The 17,206-nt window shown below is 69.1% G+C and carries 22 protein-coding genes; 10 read left to right on the top strand and 12 right to left on the bottom strand.

Annotation, left to right across the window (positions count from 1 at the left end):
- Positions 1 to 11 precede the first annotated feature (11 nt).
- The 4 genes from LRS10_RS12425 (at position 12) to LRS10_RS12410 (ending at position 2,871) form a co-directional block, all read left to right on the top strand.
- Positions 12 to 626 (top strand): aldo/keto reductase, encoded by a 615-nt coding sequence (locus tag LRS10_RS12425; protein ID WP_257837536.1) that lies wholly within the window; start codon positions 12 to 14, stop codon positions 624 to 626.
- On the top strand, positions 578 to 1,753 hold the full coding sequence (locus tag LRS10_RS12420) for a VWA domain-containing protein (RefSeq protein WP_257837535.1): 1,176 nt from the start codon (positions 578 to 580) through the stop codon (positions 1,751 to 1,753). Before LRS10_RS12425 ends, LRS10_RS12420 begins: the two co-directional genes overlap by 49 nt.
- 62 nt (positions 1,754 to 1,815) lie before the next feature.
- Positions 1,816 to 2,475 carry a TetR/AcrR family transcriptional regulator gene (locus LRS10_RS12415; protein WP_257837534.1) on the top strand — a complete coding sequence of 220 codons (660 nt, stop codon included), beginning with the start codon at positions 1,816 to 1,818 and terminating at the stop codon, positions 2,473 to 2,475.
- 165 nt (positions 2,476 to 2,640) lie between these two features.
- Entirely contained in the window at positions 2,641 to 2,871 is a 231-nt protein-coding gene (locus LRS10_RS12410) for a cupin domain-containing protein (protein WP_257837533.1), read from the top strand.
- Here the strand turns inward: LRS10_RS12410 and LRS10_RS12405 are convergent.
- The 4 genes from LRS10_RS12405 to LRS10_RS12390 all read right to left on the bottom strand — a co-directional run bounded on the left by LRS10_RS12405 (position 2,868) and on the right by LRS10_RS12390 (position 6,370).
- The gene (locus tag LRS10_RS12405; protein ID WP_257837532.1) at positions 2,868 to 3,338 is read right to left on the bottom strand and encodes a nuclear transport factor 2 family protein; all 471 of its coding nucleotides are present in this window, start codon (positions 3,336 to 3,338) and stop codon (positions 2,868 to 2,870) included. The genes LRS10_RS12410 and LRS10_RS12405 overlap by 4 nt on opposite strands.
- A gap of 87 nt (positions 3,339 to 3,425) precedes the next feature.
- A complete protein-coding gene (locus LRS10_RS12400) occupies positions 3,426 to 3,689 on the bottom strand; it encodes a hypothetical protein (RefSeq protein ID WP_257837531.1) in 264 nt (87 codons plus the stop codon).
- A gap of 12 nt (positions 3,690 to 3,701) precedes the next feature.
- Complete coding sequence (locus LRS10_RS12395) at positions 3,702 to 5,144, bottom strand: UdgX family uracil-DNA binding protein (protein WP_257837530.1); 1,443 nt, start codon at positions 5,142 to 5,144, stop codon at positions 3,702 to 3,704.
- The gene (locus tag LRS10_RS12390) at positions 5,144 to 6,370 is read right to left on the bottom strand and encodes a putative DNA modification/repair radical SAM protein (RefSeq protein WP_257837529.1); all 1,227 of its coding nucleotides are present in this window, start codon (positions 6,368 to 6,370) and stop codon (positions 5,144 to 5,146) included. Before LRS10_RS12390 ends, LRS10_RS12395 begins: the two co-directional genes overlap by 1 nt.
- Before the next feature lie 81 nt (positions 6,371 to 6,451).
- On the opposite strand from LRS10_RS12390, the gene LRS10_RS12385 reads away from it, so the two are divergent.
- The 4 genes from LRS10_RS12385 (at position 6,452) to LRS10_RS12370 (ending at position 9,584) form a co-directional block, all read left to right on the top strand.
- Positions 6,452 to 7,330: a transglutaminase family protein gene (locus LRS10_RS12385; protein WP_257837528.1), complete on the top strand. Its 879-nt coding sequence runs from the start codon at positions 6,452 to 6,454 to the stop codon at positions 7,328 to 7,330.
- Between the two features lie 36 nt (positions 7,331 to 7,366).
- Entirely contained in the window at positions 7,367 to 7,516 is a 150-nt protein-coding gene (locus LRS10_RS12380; RefSeq protein WP_257837527.1) for a hypothetical protein, read from the top strand.
- A 46-nt stretch (positions 7,517 to 7,562) separates the two neighbouring features.
- On the top strand, positions 7,563 to 8,168 hold the full coding sequence (locus tag LRS10_RS12375) for a DUF6134 family protein (protein WP_257837526.1): 606 nt from the start codon (positions 7,563 to 7,565) through the stop codon (positions 8,166 to 8,168).
- A 285-nt stretch (positions 8,169 to 8,453) separates the two neighbouring features.
- A complete protein-coding gene (locus LRS10_RS12370) occupies positions 8,454 to 9,584 on the top strand; it encodes an MFS transporter (RefSeq protein ID WP_257837525.1) in 1,131 nt (376 codons plus the stop codon).
- Positions 9,585 to 9,586: 2 nt separating this feature from the next.
- Here the strand turns inward: LRS10_RS12370 and LRS10_RS12365 are convergent, their stop codons facing one another.
- The 7 genes from LRS10_RS12365 to pcaF form a co-directional block, all read right to left on the bottom strand.
- Positions 9,587 to 10,663, bottom strand: a complete 1,077-nt coding sequence (locus LRS10_RS12365) for a Glu/Leu/Phe/Val dehydrogenase dimerization domain-containing protein (RefSeq protein ID WP_257837524.1) — start codon at positions 10,661 to 10,663, stop codon at positions 9,587 to 9,589.
- Between the two features lie 63 nt (positions 10,664 to 10,726).
- A complete protein-coding gene (locus LRS10_RS12360; protein WP_257837523.1) occupies positions 10,727 to 11,749 on the bottom strand; it encodes a lysophospholipase in 1,023 nt (340 codons plus the stop codon).
- A 13-nt stretch (positions 11,750 to 11,762) separates the two neighbouring features.
- The gene (locus LRS10_RS12355) at positions 11,763 to 12,056 is read right to left on the bottom strand and encodes a DUF3253 domain-containing protein (RefSeq protein ID WP_257837522.1); all 294 of its coding nucleotides are present in this window, start codon (positions 12,054 to 12,056) and stop codon (positions 11,763 to 11,765) included.
- On the bottom strand, positions 12,057 to 13,205 hold the full coding sequence (locus LRS10_RS12350; RefSeq protein WP_257837521.1) for an acyl-CoA dehydrogenase family protein: 1,149 nt from the start codon (positions 13,203 to 13,205) through the stop codon (positions 12,057 to 12,059).
- 31 nt (positions 13,206 to 13,236) lie between these two features.
- On the bottom strand, positions 13,237 to 13,629 hold the full coding sequence (locus tag LRS10_RS12345; RefSeq protein ID WP_257837520.1) for a hypothetical protein: 393 nt from the start codon (positions 13,627 to 13,629) through the stop codon (positions 13,237 to 13,239).
- A gap of 171 nt (positions 13,630 to 13,800) precedes the next feature.
- Entirely contained in the window at positions 13,801 to 14,313 is a 513-nt protein-coding gene (locus tag LRS10_RS12340) for a hypothetical protein (RefSeq protein WP_257837519.1), read from the bottom strand.
- Positions 14,310 to 15,518 (bottom strand): 3-oxoadipyl-CoA thiolase, encoded by a 1,209-nt coding sequence (pcaF, locus tag LRS10_RS12335; RefSeq protein ID WP_257837518.1) that lies wholly within the window; start codon positions 15,516 to 15,518, stop codon positions 14,310 to 14,312. Before pcaF ends, LRS10_RS12340 begins: the two co-directional genes overlap by 4 nt.
- Before the next feature lie 79 nt (positions 15,519 to 15,597).
- Between pcaF and LRS10_RS12330 the strand changes: the two genes are divergently transcribed.
- Together LRS10_RS12330 and LRS10_RS12325 are read left to right on the top strand one after the other, a co-directional pair.
- On the top strand, positions 15,598 to 16,071 hold the full coding sequence (locus tag LRS10_RS12330) for a PaaI family thioesterase (protein WP_257837517.1): 474 nt from the start codon (positions 15,598 to 15,600) through the stop codon (positions 16,069 to 16,071).
- 8 nt (positions 16,072 to 16,079) lie between these two features.
- Entirely contained in the window at positions 16,080 to 16,532 is a 453-nt protein-coding gene (locus LRS10_RS12325) for a GNAT family N-acetyltransferase (RefSeq protein ID WP_257837516.1), read from the top strand.
- 1 nt (position 16,533) lies between these two features.
- Here the strand turns inward: LRS10_RS12325 and LRS10_RS12320 are convergent, their stop codons facing one another.
- The gene (locus LRS10_RS12320) at positions 16,534 to 17,166 is read right to left on the bottom strand and encodes a glutathione S-transferase family protein (RefSeq protein ID WP_257837515.1); all 633 of its coding nucleotides are present in this window, start codon (positions 17,164 to 17,166) and stop codon (positions 16,534 to 16,536) included.
- Between the last annotated feature and the right edge of the window lie 40 nt (positions 17,167 to 17,206).

Below are 17,206 nucleotides of genomic sequence, written 5' to 3'. Positions count from 1 at the left end.
TCGCCGAGCTGGTGCAGGCCGGCTACGTTCGCCACATCGGGCTCTCCGAGGTGGGCTCGGAAACCATCCGGCGGGCGGCCGCGGTCCACCCGATCAGCGACCTGCAGATCGAGTACAGCCTGCTGTCGCGAGGCATCGAGGACGGCGTGCTCGAGACCTGCCGCGAACTGGGGATCGCCATCACCGCCTACGGCGTGCTCTCCCGCGGACTGATCGGCGGCCACATGACGGCGGCCCCCACGGGCCACGACTTCCGGGCGCATGCGCCGCGTTTCCAGGGCGAGAACCTGGAGAAGAACCTGAAGCTGGCCGAAGCCCTGCGCACCGTCGCCGAGGCGGCTGGTGTCACGCCGGCGCAGGCCGCCATCGCGTGGGTCGCGTCACGCGGCGAGGACATCATCCCGCTGATCGGCGCCGGCCGCCATGCCGAAGGGCGCGGCGGCGGGAGACCGCTATGCGACGCCCATGATGGCGATGCTGGACAGCGAGAAGGGTTAGCGAGCGCTCCGCGTACTGGACATCGGGGCGCCGGAGCCCCATCCTCGGCGTTCAAACGGACGTTCGAAAGCCCGCCCCGATGTTCATGCGCTTCTTCACCGAGCTCCGCGAGGCCCGCGTGCCGGTGACGCTGAAGGAGTACCTCGCCCTGATGGAGGGCCTGGACAAGGGCGTCATCGATCGCTCGGTCGACGACTTCTACTACCTGTCCCGCGCGGCGCTGGTGAAGGACGAGAAGAACCTGGACAAGTTCGACCGCGTCTTCGGCCACGTCTTCAAGGGCCTGGAGAGCGTCGATGAAGGCCTGGCCGCCGACATCCCGGCCGAGTGGCTGAAGAAGCTGTCCGAGAAATTCCTCACCGAGGAGGAGAAGGCGCAGATCGAGGCCATGGGCGGCTTCGACAAGCTGATGGAGGCGCTGGCCGAGCGGATCCGTGAGCAGAAGGAGCGCCACGAGGGCGGCAACAAGATGATCGGCACGGGCGGCACCTCGCCGTTCGGGGCCAACGGCTACAATCCCGAAGGCGTCCGGATCGGCCAGGACAAGAGCCGCCATGGCAAGGCGGTGAAGGTCTGGGACCAGCGCGAGTACAAGAACCTCGACGACCAGGTCGAGCTCGGCACCCGCAACATCAAGGTCGCCCTGCGCCGCCTCCGCAAGTGGGTCCGAGACGGCGCGCCGGAGGAGCTGGACCTCGACGGCACCATCAAGGGCACTGCTGAGAAGGGCTATCTCGACATTCACCTGCGTCCCGAGCGCCGCAACAAGATCAGCGTCCTGATCTTCTTCGACATCGGTGGGTCTATGGATAGCCACATCAAGGTGTGCGAGGAGCTGTTCAGCGCCGCCCGCTCCGAGTTCAAGAACATGGAGTTCTATTATTTCCACAACTGCCTCTACGAGGCGGTGTGGAAGGACAACCGGCGCCGGCACGCCGAGAAGATCCCGACCTGGGACGTGCTCCACAAGTTCCCGCATGACTACAAGGTCATCTTCGTGGGCGACGCCACGATGAGCCCCTACGAGATCACCTATCCGGGCGGCTCGGTGGAGCACTGGAACGAGGAGGCGGGCGCGGTCTGGATCGACCGGGTGACGCAGATCTACGAGCACTGCGTGTGGCTGAACCCCACCGCCGAACGGCACTGGGACTACACGCCGTCGATCGGCGTGCTGAAGCAGCTGGTGAACGACCGGATGTTCCCGCTGACGATCGAGGGACTGGAGAAGGCGATGAAGGAGCTCGCGCGCTGACGCTTATGGGTGTGCGCTTGCGCCAGATCGACCTAAGCTCGCGGGATGCTTAAGGGATTCGCATGAACGATCCCCTGATCCAGGACCCGCCGGAGACGGAGGAGGCCCAGGCCGCCACCAAGGCCGCGGTGTTCAACGCCGCCGAGCGGCTGTTCGCCCTGCACGGGTTCCAGAACGTCTCGGTGCGAGACATCACCGCCGAGGCCGGGGTGAACCTCGCCTCGGTGAACTATCACTTCGGCTCGAAGGACGCGCTGCTCTTCGAGATCTTCAAGCGCCGCACGTCCGAACTGAACCGCGAGCGCGCCAGGCAGCTGCACGAGGCCGCCAGCCGGCACGGCGGCCGCCCGCCGGTGCGTGAGATCCTCGAAGCCTATTTCGCACCGCCTCTGCGCTGGTCGGCCCCGGACAACGAACGCCGCATCTCGATCCAGTTCATCATCCGCGCCCGCTCAGAGGGGACCGAGGAGATGCGGGATGTGCTGCGCAACGACGTCAGCCACCTCGCGCGCTTCGCCGACGCCCTGCTGGCGGCCCGACCGGACCTGCCGAAGGAAGACGTCTACTGGCGGCTGCACTTCGTCCTGGGCATGGTCCACAACAACCGCTTCGCCGAGTTCGACCGGCTGCACCACCTGTCCGGCGGCGCCACCCGCGAGGGCGACGTGGCGGCGCTGCTGAAGCGGATGCTGGACTTCGCCGAAGCCGGCTTCCTGGCTTAACGCCGCCGATCCGGACAAGCTTCGTGACGATTTCGGCCAGACGACTGGCGTGACGGCGAAGCTGCGCCATATCCCTGCCATGCCGAAGATCGTCAACGACGCCCGCACCTTCACAGCCCCTCGCGCCTGGGGGCGCGCGACATCGCCCGGGTGGAGGGCGCCAGCGTGCGCCTGCATTGGACGGACCAGCCCTACGACTGGCACGTCAACGACGGGGTCGAGGTCTTCCTGGTGCTCGAGGGCGAGGTCGAGATGCGCTATCGCGAGGCCGGCTCCGAAAAGGCTGTACGCTTAAGTCCCTCGGACATGTTCGTGGCGGAGGCCGGCGACGCGCACGTCGCCCACCCGATTGGTCCCGCGCGCGTGCTGGTCATCGAAAAGGAAGGCTCGATCTAGCCTCCCTTCAGCAGCGCCTCGGCGCTCTGCCCGGTGGTCGGCACGGTGTTGGTGCTGTGGACCAGCCGCCAGCCGTCCGGCGAGCGCTTCCAGACCATGGTGAAGCGCACCGGTAGCGGCGGCCGACCGCCGACCGAGAACGGCGCATGGAAGGTGGCGACGCGCAGGTCGGAGCCCTCGGTCACGGTGAGGTCCTTGATCTCGCCGATGGTCGCGGACCCGCCCCACAGCTTCTGATCCAGGTCCAACAGGCCCGCGACAGCGTCGGGGCCACGGAACAGCTCCGCGGCGTCGCTGCCGTACATGACGATGGACGGATCGAGCTGGGAGAGGACGGCCGCTTTGTCGCCGCGGGCGTAGGCGTCCAGGAACTGGCGGGTCTGGGCCGTGAGGTCCGCCGGCTGGGCGAACGCCGGAGACGCGGCAAGGACAAAGATGGCGGCTCCAACCGCCGAGAGCTGACGCATGGATACCCCTCCGACATGGAGGGGCTGACCTAACAAAGGTCTGCGGGATGCGCAGCAGCGAATTGCAAAGCTTGGCGACGGCCGGCGTCAGAAGCCTTCCTGGGCGACGACCGCGGTGACGGCCGCCTTCCGGAAGAGCACGCCGCGGTATCGCGCTTCGCCTTCGGCGTCGGCGGCCTGGACGCCTTCACCCTCAAGGAACTCCGCCCAGCGCTCCTCCGGCATTAGCAGGATGAGGTTGGCGAGGTCGTCGTAGGCTTCGATCTCGCGGTCGGCCTCCTCGCGGATCGAGAGGCCCGACGGTTTGCCTGGGTCCTGCTGGTCGATGTGGGTTGGCGCGGGGTCGGTCATCGGCGTTCTCCTCTAGGCCGCCAGCTTCCAGGCGAACTTCAGGTCCTCGACGAACATGGCGTAGGCCTTGGCCTTGGCGTCCGCGTCCGGCACGCGCAGCAGGTAGGACGGGTGATAGGTGACGACGCCTTGGGTTTGGTCAGGCAGCTGCAGGCCCTGCTGGCGGAACTTGGCGATGGGGGTCGGCTTGCCGAAGACCGACAAGCCTGCCGACGCGCCCAGGGCGACGATCACGCGCGGCCGAACCAGCTGCCGCTCGTGGTCGAGCCACCAGCGGCAGGCGCTCACCTCGCTCGTATTCGGCGTCTGGTGGATGCGCCGCTTGCCGCGCAGTTCGTGCTTGAAGTGCTTCACCGCGTTGGTGACGTAGGTCTCGGCGCGCGGCACGCCGGCCTCGGCCAGCGCCTTGTCCAGCATCTGGCCGGCGGGACCCACGAACGGGTGACCGGCGAGGTCTTCCTGGTCGCCGGGCTGTTCGCCGACGAACATCAGCCGCGCCTGCTTCGGCCCCTCGCCGGGCACGCCTTGCGTGGCGTCGCGCCAGAGGTCGCAACGGCGACAGACCTGGATGGCCTCGGCGATTTCCTCGAGACTGGCGGGCGCGCGGCCCTCGATCCTGCCGTCGGCCGCGGCGGCGCGGGCGCGGGGCTCAGCCTTGACGATGCGGCGTTCGGGTTCTGAAGGCGCCTGGCGGACCATCTCGCTCGTCCTCGCCTCGGCTTGGGCGATCAGTTCGGGAATGAGCCCGGCTTCCGGCAGGTTCCGCCAATAGCGCTTGGGCATCTCCTTCTGCATGGCCGAAACCTTCAGCCGGGCGGGGTTGAAGATCGAGGCGTAGTAGGTGCGCCAGTAGTCCTCCAGCGCGTCCGAGATCGGCGCATCGGCAGGGTCGGCGCCGCGCGTGAAACTCAGGGTGTGGGTGTCCCAGTGGGCGCAGGCGTCCGGCGTCAGGATCGACCAGCGCATGTTGGCGAAGCGCTTGGCGAAGAACGGTGCGGTGGCCTCGGTGACGCGGTGAGCGGGCTCGAACCAGGCGACGAAGGCCTCCCCATCCTCGTCGGAGACCTCCCGGAAGCGGACGAACGCCTTCATCTTGTGGGCGGCCTTCGAGACTGCCCGGGCGAAAAGGCGGGCCTTGTCGACGTCCGGATCGGTCGTGATCTTCATCAGGTTCGGCTCGACCTGCAGCCGCCAGAGCAGGCGGTAAAGCAGGGAAAAGCGCTCGTCCGACCGGTAGAGGATCACCTGCTGGGCGAGTTCAACGAACTCGCGCGGAACGGTGAAGGGGGCGGCGCCCGCCGCGGGCGCTGGCCCCCCCTCGCCGGCGAACAGGCTGGCGTCGCCATCGACGGTCCAGAGCGCGGCCTCCGGAGGGACGCCGGCTGCGCGAAGGTTGCGCGCGGCGTTGCGCCAGCCTGCCAGGTCGGTCTCGGAGGCCAGCCGCACGACCTCCATCAGAAAAGCTCCAGCTGCTTCGGCGGCGGCGCCAGCCTCGCCTTCAGGTCCGCGGCGTCAGTAAGACCGCCCGGCCGCCAGTCGTCGGTGACGATGAAGGGCTTCAGCTTGGCGAGGCCGCGGGACAGGCGCTTCACGTCCTCCAGTACGATGCGCTTGTGGCCGCGTAGGTCGAGGATGCGATCGCAGGCGCGGACGCCAAGCCCAGGCACCCGCAGCAGCCGCTCACGGTCGGCGCTGTTGAGGTCGACGGGGAAGTCGCCACGGTTGCGCAGCGCCCAGGCGAGCTTGGGGTCGACGGTGAGGTCGAGGTCCTCGCCCTCGCCGATGATCTCGGCGCGCTCGAAACCGTAGAAGCGCATCAGCCAGTCCGCCTGGTAGAGGCGGTGCTCGCGCACCAGCGGCGGCCGCTGTAGCGGCAGACGCGCGGTGGAGTCCGGGATCGGCGAGAAGGCGGAATAGTAGACCCGCCGCAGCCGGTAGGCCCCGTACAGCGTCTCCGAGCGCTTGAGAATCTCGCCGTCCGACGCCCCGTCGGCGCCGACGATCATCTGGGTCGACTGACCAGCGGGCGCGAACTTCGGAGGCCTCGCCTTACGCGCCGGCTCCTTGGCGGCGTCGACGCCCACGCGCACCGCGCCCATGGCCTTCTTGATGTCGCCGAGATCCTTCTCCGGAGCGAAGGCGGCCAGGCTCTCGTCCTTCGGCAGCTCGATGTTGATCGACAGGCGGTCGGCGTAGAGACCCGCCTCATTCACCAGGGCCGGCGACGCTTCGGGGATCACCTTCAGGTGGATGTAGCCGCGGAAGTCATGGACCTCGCGCAGCAGCTTCGCGACCCGGACAAGCTGCTCCATCGTATAGTCGGCGTTGCGGATGATGCCGGACGAGAGGAACAGCCCCTCGATGTAGTTGCGCTTGTAGAAGCCGAGTGTGAGGTCGACCACCTCCTCCGGGGTGAACCGCGCTCGGGGCGTATTCGAGCTGACCCGGTTCACGCAGTAGGCGCAGTCGTAGACGCAGAAGTTGGTCAGGAGGATCTTGAGCAACGAAATGCATCGGCCGTCCGGCGCATAGGCATGACAGATGCCCATCCCGTCGGTGGAGCCCACGCCCTTCCCACCCATGGAGTCGCGCTTCACGCTCCCGGAGGAGGCGCAGGACGCGTCGTACTTGGCCGCATCGGAGAGGATGGCGAGCTTGCGCTTGAGGTCTAGAACCGCCATCCGCCCAACCTAAGGTTCCACATTTGTTCTGTCCAGCACGGCCAGGTGGAACTTGCCTGCGACAGAACGGTTCCGGGCAGCATGGTCAGGCTGCGCATCCGACACGAGACGCTCTACACCTACGAGCGACCGGTGGGTTTCGCCGCCCACAGGCTGCTGCTGCGTCCCCGAGACAGTCACGCCATCCGCGTCGTGGAGGCCGTGATGACCGTCTCACCACCCGGCGACACACGGTGGCTTTACGACGCCCTGGGCAACTCGGTGTGCAGCTTCACGCCCGCCGGGGAGAGCCGGGCGCTGTCCATCGTCAGCGAGCTGGTCATCGAGCGTTATCCCGCGCCTCTGGCCGACATCCCGATCCGCGATCCCCAGACGGCGACGCCCATCGTCTATTCGCCCACCGACAGGGCGGTGCTGGCGCCTTTCGTCGAGCCGGTGACGGACGATCCCGACGGGTTCCTCCTGAAATGGCTCAGAGCGCGGGTCGGCAGTCCGCACGAGCCGGCCCTGGACTTCCTGATGCGGCTCAACCGTTCGATCCGCGACGAGTTCGAGTACAAGGCGCGCGACCTGGGCGCGGCCCAGGAGCCGCACTTCACGGTGCAGGTGGGCTCCGGGACCTGCCGTGACTTCGCCTGGCTGATGGTCGAGGCGCTCCGGCGCCTTGGCTACGCCGCGCGGTTCGTGACCGGCTACCTTTACTCGCCGGGACAGTCCGACGTACGCGGCGCGGGCGCGACCCATGCCTGGTGCGAGGTGTTCCTGCCGGACCTCGGCTGGACCGAGTTCGACCCGACCAACGGCCTTGCGGAGAGCGAGGACCTGATCCCGGTGGCCGTCGCGCGCACCCCGGCCGAGGCGGCGCCGATCTCGGGCGCCATCCTGGGGGACGGCGGCGAGGCGACCCTGACCGTTCACGTGGATGTGCGTCCGGTGGAATCGCTCCCGGCCGCCGCCTGAGTCATGCTGTGGCGTAATCCCAAGAGGGCGCCGCCGATGAGCACCCAAGGTCTTCCGCAACAGGACACCCTGGCCGGCTTCTGCATCCCCCGGTCAGCGGCCACGCCGCAGCACGGTCAGAAGCCGCCGTCGCAACCGGTGAAGGCCCGCGAGCCGCGCAGCTTCGTCCCCAGACCCGGACATTAGGCGACCGCGCATCCGCCGTTGGACGACGTCCGTAGCTGCGGACGCCATGCCGAACGACCTCCTCATAGACCGCCGCAGCCTGTTTCTGGGCGCCATCGGCCTCGCCGCCCCCTGGCCCGCCACAGCCGCAGAGCGCATCAGCTTCAAGGTGTTCCGGAACGGCGCACCGATCGGCGAGCACCAGATGACCTTCAGCGGCGACCCGGCCAACGGCGGGGCGGACGCGCAGGTCGATCTTCTGGTGAAGGTCGCCGGCGTCACGATCTTCCGATACCGCCACGAGGCGTCGGAGCGCTGGCGGGGCGGACGGTTCGCGAGCCTCAGGACTTCCACGCTCGCCAACGGCCAGCAGCGGCGGCTCTTGGCCGAGGCGGCCCAGGGCCATGTCAAGGTCGAGAGCCACAAGGGCCCTGCCAGCCGACCGGCCGGGTCGGCGCCCCTCACCCACTGGAACACGGCGGCCTTCAGCGGGCCGATGTTCCATCCGGAGCACGGCAAGCTGCTGAAGGTCCAGGCGAGCCGTCTCGCGGCGGGGCACTGGGCGATCCGCGGCGAGACCCAGATCGATAACTTCTACGACGCGGCGGGACGCTGGCTCTCGCTGACCGGCCGTGGCGCCGATGGTTCGAAGATCGAGTATCGAAGGCTGTGATCGCAGCAGGAGTCTGCTAGACGAAACGGCAGACCACTCCGGTCCGACAAGGGAGCCGCCCGCCACGCCCGCGCGCGGCCGTTAGGGATTGAACGCCAAGGACCTCCCCCGACGCGGCGCCCGACGAGGCGACCGCCGGCGACCCGCCGCGGGAGGACCTCGCGGCGCGCGAAGCCGAGTACGAGCGGTTCGTCTGGGACAACCTGAAGCGCAACTACGCCGGCCATTACCTGCACGGCATGCTGGGGATGACGGGCTTCCGGCTGGTGAGCGCCCCCCACCTTCTTGCCGGCCTATCTCCACGCCGTTTCGGGTTCCAACGCCATCGTCGGGCTGGGTCTGGCGCTGCAGCAGTTGGGCGGCGTGATCGCGCCGATCTTCGGGGCGACCAAGGTCGAGCATCGCACCAAGGTGATGCCCGCCGCCATATGGATCGGCATGGGCGGCCGGCTGGCCATCCTCGGGATGGCGGCGGCCGGCTGGATGCTGTCGGGCCAACCCCTGGTCTGGGCCCTGCTGGCCTTCATCTTCATGTTCGGCGTCTTCATGGGCGCTCAGCGGGTGGTCTTCTCGCTGCTGATGTCCAAGGTGATCCCGATCAGCCGGCGGGGCCGCCTGCAGGCCTGGCGCAATGCGACGGGCGGGTTGATCGCCGCCGTGCTGGCCTATTTCGCGGGCAAGCACCTGATCGGCCCGAACGCCTTCGGCAACGGCTACTCCACGACCTTCGTGCTCGCCTTCGTGCTGATGACATCGGGGCTCTGGGCGCTGCAGTTCCTAATGAAGGAGCCCGAGCCGCCGACGACGCGGCCGCAGGCGCGCTTCCGTGACCGACTGCGGGAATTCCCGGCGCTGATCGCCCAGGACCGCGCCTACGGCGCCTTCCTGATCGTGCAGATGCTGGCGACCTCGGCCCGGATCGCCACCCCGTTCTACATCCTCTACGTCGGCCGGGTGGTCGGCACCGACGGCGCGACGCTGGGCCTGCTCTCGTTCGCCTTCCTCGGCGCCGACACGGTGTCGAATCTGGTCTGGGGCTACCTGGGCGACAAGACCGGCTTCCGGCTGGTCCTCGTCGCCTCGATCGCCGCGTGGATCGGGGCGACGCTGCTGCTGATCAACGTCCACGAGGTCGCCGCGACCTTCGTGGCCTTCGCGGGGCTCGGCGCCGCGCTCTCGGGCTACATGATGGCCGCCCAGACCATGATCCTGGAGTTCGGCGCCCGCGAAGACCTGCCCATGCGCATCGCCGTCTCCGCCACGGCCGAGAGCATCACCGCCACCGCGGGCCCGCTCGTGGGGGGCCTGGTGGCGGAGGCGTTCGGCTACACTGTCGTGTTCGGCGCTTCCCTCGGCTTCCTGGTGGTCGCGCTGGCCATCCTGCTGCTGGCCGTGCAGGACCCGCGGCGGCGCTGAACCTAGGCGGCCGCCCGCTGTCCCGGACCGCCGGCGATGCGGGCGCGAGCGATCTCGTTGGCGACCTCGTGGGTCGGGCGGCGCTCGTGGGCGGCCTGTTCCAGGACCTCATCGAGCGTCTGGGCAAGCCGGTCCAGCTTCGCGTCGACCCAGGCCGGGTCGAAGGCCTCGTCGCGCTCGAGCGCGCGGATCTCGCCCGCCACGTTGATGATACCGCCGCCGTTGATGACGTAATCGGGGGCGTAGAGGATGCCGCGCTGGAACACGGCGCGGCCGGCCTCGGCGTCGGCCAGCTGGTTGTTGGCGCCGCCGGCGATCACCTTCACCTGCAGGCGAGCGAGGGTGTCGAGGCTCACCGCCCCGCCCAGGGCGCAGGGGGCGAAGACGTCGGCCGGGACGTCGAAGATGGCGGAAGGCGCCACGACCTCGGCGCCCGTCGCTGCGGCGATGCGATCGACCGCCTCGCGGTTCACGTCGGCGATGATCAGCTTGGCGCCGGCGGCGTGCAGCTTCTCGGCCAGATAGGCGCCCACGTGGCCCACGCCCTGGATGGCGACGGTCACGCCATTCAGATCGCGCCCCAGCGCGCGGCGGACGCAGAGGCGTACGCCCCGGAATACACCCTCGGCGGTCACCGGACTGGGGTCGCCCGAGGCGGCCGCGTGGCCTTCGAGGCCGGCGACGTAGCGGGTGTGCTTGCGGGCGTACATCAGGTCGGTGGGCGAGACGCCGACATCCTCGGCGGTCCAGTAGCGGCCGCCGACGGCCTCGACGGCCGCCCCGAACGCTTCGAACAGCTGCGGCGTCTTCTGGGTGCGGCTGTCGCCGATGATCACGCTCTTGCCGCCACCCAGCTCCAGGTCGGCCATGGCGTTCTTGTACGACATCGCCCGCGACAGTTTCAGCGCGTCGGTCAGCGCATCCTCGGCGCTGGCGTAGGGCCACATCCGGCACCCGCCGGCGGCGGGGCCGCGGGCGGTGGAGTGGACGGCGATAATGCTCTTCAGGCCGGTTTTCTCGTCGAAGAAGGCGTGGACGCCTTCATGGCCCTCGAAAGCCGGTGAATCGAACAAGGTCATGCCGCACTCTTCGCCGTGAGAAGCAATGTTTTCGCGCCAGCCTCTACGCCCTGGCGACGCACCTCACAACCCCGCAGCGTGGCGATCGGCTCCCGTGTCGCGGGCCGGAGCCGTGGGGATCGGCGGCGCGCCTGACGGCAGGGGAGCGTCCTTGTCCCTGAGGAAGGCAAGGATGTCGGCCCAGACCACCGGACCCTGCCGGTCGCGCGTGAGGAGGTGGTAGCCGCGGGCGTAGTAGGCGGTCCGCTGGTGCGGCTTCAGCGTCGAGGCGGCGCGGAAGGCGGCGTTCTTCGGGATGATCTGGTCATTGGCGCCGTACAGGTAGAGCGTAGGCACGGCGACCTGGCCGACGCTGTCGGCGCCCGCGTCCATCACGCCGACAAGGCCGTAGAGCGTGTCCGACCGCGCGCCCCAGATCATCAGCGGGTCGCGGCCCATGGCGATCAGCTCCTCCCGGTTGTCGGTCGGCGTGACGCGCGAGGTGAGCCAGCGCGGCGGGGTGTAGACCCTGGACGCAGTGAAGTTCGCCGCCAGCCAGAGCATGGTCCTGTTGGGCAGCGGCTGGTCGCGCCAGCCCCAGACGGCCGGCGCCAGCAGCACGAGGCGGTCAGCCGGCGGCGGACGGTCGCTGGCGAAGGCGGCGGCGGCCACGGCGCCGCCCATGCTCTCGCCGGCCACGACAACGAGCGCGTTCGGATGCTTCGCCCGCGCCAGGGCGGTGACCGTCCGGAGGTCCTCGATCATCAGCTCTTCGCCGGCCCAGATGCCGCGGCCAGGCGAGCGGCCGAAACCCCGCTGGTCGTAGGCGTAGGTGGTGACGCCGTTCTGCGCCCAATACGGCGCGGCAAGGTGGAAAGCGTTCGCGTAGTCGTTCATGCCGTGCAGGGCGACGATCACCGCCCAGGGCTCGCCGGGGGCCTCCCACTTCGTCAGGCCGAGCAATGCGCCGTCGAAGCTCGCGACGACGTCGCCGCCGATGTAGGGGCCGCGGTAGCCGGCGGGCGGCTGGGCCGGGGCCTGCACCGCCATGGTCGAGCAGGCGCCAAGGAGCAGCAGCGAGACCAGGAGGGCGGCGAGACGCGTCATGGCCGGGAAACGCCTATTCGGCCTCGTCGGCTTCCGGGGCGTCGGCGGCCGGGACCTGGTCGTCCTCCAGCGGCAGGCGCATCCGCCAGACGCCCTTGAACTTCTCCGGGTTCACCGGCTTGTTGTGACGCAGGATGCGGAGCTTGCCGGCGCGGGCGAGCCCCACGGCGACCGGCTTCACCTTGCCCAGTTCGCGGCGCCAGCCGGCGGCGTCCACCGCCTTGGCCACGTCCTCGGGCGAGACCGACTTGCCGGGCGCGAGCCTGCCCAGCAGGTCGAAGATGGCGTTCTCCACCTCGAGGCTCATCTACCCGCCCCGCTTCATCGTCTCGCGCGCGATGATCACCTGCTGGATCTGGCTGGTGCCCTCGTAGATCCGGAAGATGCGCACGTCGCGGTAGAAGCGCTCGATGCCGTACTCGGTGATGTAGCCGGCGCCGCCGAAGATCTGCACCGCCTTGTCGGCCACGCGCCCCACCATCTCGGAGGCGAAGTACTTCGCCGCCGCGCCTTCCATGGTGACGTTCCGGCCGGCGTCGCGGCTCCGAGCGGTCTCCAGCGTCAGGGCCCTTGCAGCCAACGCTTCTGTCTTACAATCGGCGATCATGCCCTGAACGAGCTGGAAGCCGGTGAGCGCCTGGCCGAACTGCTTGCGCTCGGAGGCATAAGCCACGCTGTCGGCGATCAGCCGCTCCGCCACCCCGACGCACAGGGCGGAGATGTGCAGGCGACCCTTGTCCAGCACCTGCATGGCGACCTTGAAGCCCTCGCCTTCCGCGCCGATCAGGTTCTCGGCCGGCACGCGGACGTTGTCGAAGATGACGTCGCAGACGTGAGCGCCCTGCTGGCCCATCTTCTTCTCGGGCTTGCCGACGCTGAGCCCTGGCGTGTCCCGCGGCACGAGGAAGGCCGAGACGCCGCCGGCGCCCGGCTTCGACGCATCCGTTCGGGCCATGACGGTGAAGAGGTGGGCCTTGTTGGCGTTGGTGATGTAGCGCTTGGCGCCGTTCAGCACATAGTGGTCGCCGTCACGGACGGCGCGGGTCTGGACGGCGGCGGAATCCGAACCGGCCTCCGGTTCGGTCAGCGCGAACGAGGTGATGATCTCGCCCGACGCGATGCCGGGCAGGTACTTCTGCTTCTGGGCCTCGGTGCCGAACATCACCAAAGCCTGGGAGCCGATGCCGACGTTCGTGCCGAAGGTCGAACGGAAGGCCGGGCTGGTGCGCCCCATCTCGATGACGACCAGGCACTCGTCCTCCATGGAGAGACCCAGGCCGCCGTACTCCTCCGGGATTGAAAGGCCGAAGAGGCCCAGGCCCTTCATCTCCTCGACCACGTCGTCCGGCATGGCGTCGTCTTCCGCCACCGGGGCCTCCAGCGGGCGCAGGCGTTCGGTGACGAACCGACGAACGGTGTCGATGAGCTGGTCGCGGGTCTCGGCGTCGAGCGCCATCGGGCGGTCCCCTTCTCTCTTGGTCTTGATCTTATTGGCAGGCTTTGGTCGTCACCGCTTCCTTGAAGCGGCCGAGGCCCACGGCCACGATCGGCGCGCGCCAGGTCTCGATGTGAACGCTGCGAGGGGGCAGCGAGCAGGACACCGGCGCGGGCGCCGGGTTCAGCTTGTTGTCCTTGCCGAGGATCAGCGCCATCGCCCGGTAGTCGAGCGGCTTGCCGGTGCGGTTCCAGATCTTCAGCACGGTGGCTCGCTTCTCGGCCGAGCCATCGAGGGCGGCGGCGATCTGACCCTCGGGCGGCGGGACGAAGACGTCCTTGACCGTCCCGTCCGCGTGGGCCTCGGGGAGCTGGCCCTTCTCGACCTTGAGCAGCACCGGCTGGCCGCGATCGTCGAGGCGGAACACGGCGCGCTGGCCCAGCACGATCTGCAGGGTCTCGCCGTCGACCAGCGTCTCGGGCTTGAAGGTCAGCGGCTGAGCTGGGCGCCTTGGCGGCGGGCGCGGCCTTGCCGGCAGGGGCCTTCGGCGCCGTGGCGACGGGCTCGGCCTGGGCGGCGAGAGCGAGGGCGAGGACGGCGGACAGCATGACAGCGCTCACTGGGGTCGCGGGTACTTCGCGGGATTGGTGCAGACGACCGCGTTCGTGTCGCGGAAGCGGACCTCATACAACTGCAGGCCCGCGGCGCCATCTCCGGGCCAATCCTGATAGTCGGTCAGCAGGGGCAGCACGGTGCAGGCGCTGATCGGCCGCATCTCGGGCTTGGCGGACGGCCCGCTGAGCGCCTGGGCGCGCAGGTCGAAGGCCTTGGCGACGCCGCTCTCGGTCTTCAGCCAAAGACGGCCACGGTCGCGGCCGACGAGGAAGACGACGACGCCCTCGGGGGTCTCGTCGAACCGCCCCTGTCCCGGCTTCGGCGGCAGGACGTCGGCTTCCGGCGCGGCGAAAGCAGAGACGAGTTCGAGCTTGCCGTCCGGGCTGAAGCGCACGGTGACGCGCTCGCCGGCCCAGAGCCGCAGCGCGCCGTCGGCGGTCACCTGCGAGCGGACCTCGGCGGCCGCAGGCGTCGCCGCCAGCGTCGCCATGAGGACCGCGGCCCCCGGCCTCATGCCCTGGCCAGCGCCAGCGCCGAGCCCTGGCCGACGCCGACGCACATGGTGGCCAGCGCACGATCTCCGCCGCGTTCCTTCAGCGTCCGGGCGGCGGTGAGCGCGAGCCTCGCCCCCGACGCGCCCAGCGGATGGCCGATGGCGATGGCCCCGCCGTGCGGGTTCACGTGCTCGGCGTCGTCGGGCAGGCCCCACGAGCGGGTGCAGGCCAACCCTTGCGCGGCGAAGGCCTCGTTCAGTTCGATGACGTCGAAGTCGCGCGCGCTGATCCCCAGCCGGCCGGTCAGCCGCTCGACCGCCGGGATCGGGCCAACGCCCATGATCCGCGGCGCGACGCCGCCCGACGCCCCGCCCTCGACGCGGGCCAGCGGCTCGAGGCCGTATCTCCGCACCGCCTCTTCCGAGGCCAGCACCAAGGCGGCGGCGCCATCGTTGACGCCCGAAGCGTTGCCGGCGGTGACGGTGCCGTCCGGGCGGACGATCGGCTTCAACGACTGCAGCGCCTCCAGCGTCGTGTCGGGCCGCGGATGCTCGTCCTGGCTGACCACCACGTCGCCCTTGCGGTCCTTGATGGTGATCGGCGCGATTTCGCCGTCGAAGAAGCCGCGGGCGCGGGCGGCGCCGACGCGCTGCTGGCTGCGGAAGGCGAAGGCGTCCTGCGCCTCGCGCTCGATCTGGTAGTCGGTCGCCACGTTCTCGGCGGTCTCCGGCATGGAGTCGACGCCGTAGTCCTTCTGCATCTTGGGGTTCACGAAGCGCCAGCCGATGGTGGTGTCGAAGATCTCCGCGCTGCGCGAGAACGCCGCGTCGGCCTTGCCCATGACGAAGGGCGAACGGGTCATGCTCTCGACGCCGCCGGTGATGACGAGGTCGGCTTCGCCCGTGGCGATCATCCGGGCTCCGGCAATGGTGGCGTCGAGGCCCGAGGCGCAGAGGCGGTTCACCGTGATGCCGGGCGTCCGCTCGGGCAGGCCGGCCAGCAGCAGGGCCATCCGCGCGACGTTGCGGTTGTCTTCGCCAGCCTGGTTCACGCAGCCGTAGACCACCTCGTCGACCGCCTCCCAGTCGAGGTTCGGCAGCCGCTCCATCAGCACCTTCAGCGGATGGGCCGCCAGGTCGTCGGCGCGCACCTTGGCCAGCGCCCCGCCGTAACGGCCGATCGGCGTGCGCGCGCCCGTGCAGAGATAGACGGTCCGGCCTTGCATCTTGGCTCCTCGACGGGCTTGTAAGCGAGCCGGCAAACTAGTGTTTGAAAGTTCGGTCTGCAAACGGTTCGGAGGGGCGATGGACGGCGGCGATCAGGAGCACAACTACACCTCGCATCTGACGCAGGTGACCGAGGGCGAGTGGGCCGGGTGGTCGTACTATCCCGGCGGCGACCCGTACGAGGACCTGACGGGACCGTTCTACTTCCAGGATCGGCCGGAGGGCCGCGTCTGCGCCTTCCGGGCCGAGCGGCGGCACATGAACGGCGGCATGTTCCTGCACGGCGGGTGCATGATGACCTTCGCCGACTTCTGCCTGTTCGTGATCGCCCGCGAGGCGCTGAACAGCAGCATGGCGGTGACCGCCACGTTCAACGGCGAGTTCGTGGGCTCGGCCGGCGTCGGCGATCTGATCGAGTGCACCGGCGAGGTGGTGAAGGAAGGGCGCAGCATGGTCTTCGTCCGCGGCCTGATCGTGAACGCCACCCGCGGCGGCGAGCCGATGATGAGCTTCTCCTCGGTCTTGAAGAAGGTCGGCAAGCGTCCGACCTAAGCGTGGCCATGAGCCTGCTCTCGCCGCTGAGCCCCGCCGACATCCCCGAGGTGATGCGTCTCGAGCGCCTGCCCGGCTACGACGCCTTCATCGGGCGGTTCGAGGCCGACGAGCATGCGCAGCAATTCGCCTCGCCGGATGCGCGCTACTTCGGCCTGCGGAACGGCGACCGGCTGGCGGGATTCGTGATCCTGCAGGAATTCAACGCGCCCACCATCCTGCTCCGGCGGATCGCGGTCGCGGAACCCGGCGGCGGACGCGGCACGGCGCTGTTGCGGGCGATCATGACCTGGGTGTTCGAGAACACAGCGGCCAAGGCCATGAAGCTGGACGTTGCGCTCGGCAATCCGCGCGCCAGGCACGTCTATGAGCGCGAAGGCTTCGAACAGTACGACGTCGACGACGTCCACTATTTCATGCGGATTCCGCGCGAGCGCTGGGTCGCGCTGCGCGGGCGCTAGATCAGGCCACCTTCTGCGGCATCCCGGCGGCGGCGGCAGGGCGAGCCTTCATGGCGGCGTGCCAGCGGAGCACGTTGGTCAGATCCTCGGGCGGCTGCAGCTTGATCATCCGGCCGAAGTCGACGCCGACGAAGGCCACGATGTCGGCGATGGTCAGCCGGTCGGCCGCCAGCCATTCGGACTCCTTGAGCTGGCGGTCCAGCACCTTCAGCGCCTTGACCCCGGCCTTGAGGTTGTAGTCGCCGACCTCGGGGTTCTGCGCCTCCAGCTTGCCCATCATCGGGTGCGTGTGGCGGACGCCAAGCATCAGCGGGGTGGCGACCAGCATCTCGGCCCGACGCGTCCACATCTCGATGACCGCGGTCTCCTCCGGCGTCCGGCCGAAGAGGTTTGGCTCGGGGTATTTGCTCTCGAGGTAGCGGCAGATGGCGATGGACTCGGTGATGCAGGTCCCGTCGTCCATCTCGAGCATCGGCACGTTCGGCAGGCCGGCCTTGCGCAGGTAGCTGACCTGCTTGTGCGTCCCCTCCATCAGGTTGAGGGTCTCGATCTCGATGTCCTCGATGCCCTTTTCCGCCATGAACCAGCGGACGCGGCGCGGATTGGGCGCGAGCGGGGTGTCGTACAGCTTCATGACCGGCCTCCCTTCCTGTCGTCGGAACAAAAGTGACCGA

It is taken from the genome of Phenylobacterium sp. J426 (assembly GCF_024699945.1).
Classification (GTDB): Bacteria; Pseudomonadota; Alphaproteobacteria; order Caulobacterales; family Caulobacteraceae; genus Phenylobacterium.
This window is presented reverse-complemented; position numbering and strand designations above follow the sequence as displayed.

Bases quoted from the DNA above. Each gene is read 5' to 3' on its own strand.
- LRS10_RS12420 (WP_257837535.1), top strand. From the start codon at position 578: ATGTTCATGCGCTTCTTCACCGAGCTCCGCGAGGCCCGCGTGCCGGTG.
- LRS10_RS12415 (WP_257837534.1), top strand. From the start codon at position 1,816: ATGAACGATCCCCTGATCCAGGACCCGCCGGAGACGGAGGAGGCCCAG.
- LRS10_RS12405 (WP_257837532.1), bottom strand. From the start codon at position 3,338: ATGCGTCAGCTCTCGGCGGTTGGAGCCGCCATCTTTGTCCTTGCCGCG.
- LRS10_RS12400 (WP_257837531.1), bottom strand. From the start codon at position 3,689: ATGACCGACCCCGCGCCAACCCACATCGACCAGCAGGACCCAGGCAAA.
- LRS10_RS12395 (WP_257837530.1), bottom strand. From the start codon at position 5,144: ATGGAGGTCGTGCGGCTGGCCTCCGAGACCGACCTGGCAGGCTGGCGC.
- LRS10_RS12390 (WP_257837529.1), bottom strand. From the start codon at position 6,370: ATGGCGGTTCTAGACCTCAAGCGCAAGCTCGCCATCCTCTCCGATGCG.
- LRS10_RS12385 (WP_257837528.1), top strand. From the start codon at position 6,452: ATGGTCAGGCTGCGCATCCGACACGAGACGCTCTACACCTACGAGCGA.
- LRS10_RS12380 (WP_257837527.1), top strand. From the start codon at position 7,367: ATGAGCACCCAAGGTCTTCCGCAACAGGACACCCTGGCCGGCTTCTGC.
- LRS10_RS12375 (WP_257837526.1), top strand. From the start codon at position 7,563: ATGCCGAACGACCTCCTCATAGACCGCCGCAGCCTGTTTCTGGGCGCC.
- LRS10_RS12365 (WP_257837524.1), bottom strand. From the start codon at position 10,663: ATGACCTTGTTCGATTCACCGGCTTTCGAGGGCCATGAAGGCGTCCAC.
- LRS10_RS12360 (WP_257837523.1), bottom strand. From the start codon at position 11,749: ATGACGCGTCTCGCCGCCCTCCTGGTCTCGCTGCTGCTCCTTGGCGCC.
- LRS10_RS12355 (WP_257837522.1), bottom strand. From the start codon at position 12,056: ATGAGCCTCGAGGTGGAGAACGCCATCTTCGACCTGCTGGGCAGGCTC.
- LRS10_RS12350 (WP_257837521.1), bottom strand. From the start codon at position 13,205: ATGGCGCTCGACGCCGAGACCCGCGACCAGCTCATCGACACCGTTCGT.
- LRS10_RS12340 (WP_257837519.1), bottom strand. From the start codon at position 14,313: ATGAGGCCGGGGGCCGCGGTCCTCATGGCGACGCTGGCGGCGACGCCT.
- pcaF (WP_257837518.1), bottom strand. From the start codon at position 15,518: ATGCAAGGCCGGACCGTCTATCTCTGCACGGGCGCGCGCACGCCGATC.
- LRS10_RS12330 (WP_257837517.1), top strand. From the start codon at position 15,598: ATGGACGGCGGCGATCAGGAGCACAACTACACCTCGCATCTGACGCAG.
- LRS10_RS12325 (WP_257837516.1), top strand. From the start codon at position 16,080: ATGAGCCTGCTCTCGCCGCTGAGCCCCGCCGACATCCCCGAGGTGATG.
- LRS10_RS12320 (WP_257837515.1), bottom strand. From the start codon at position 17,166: ATGAAGCTGTACGACACCCCGCTCGCGCCCAATCCGCGCCGCGTCCGC.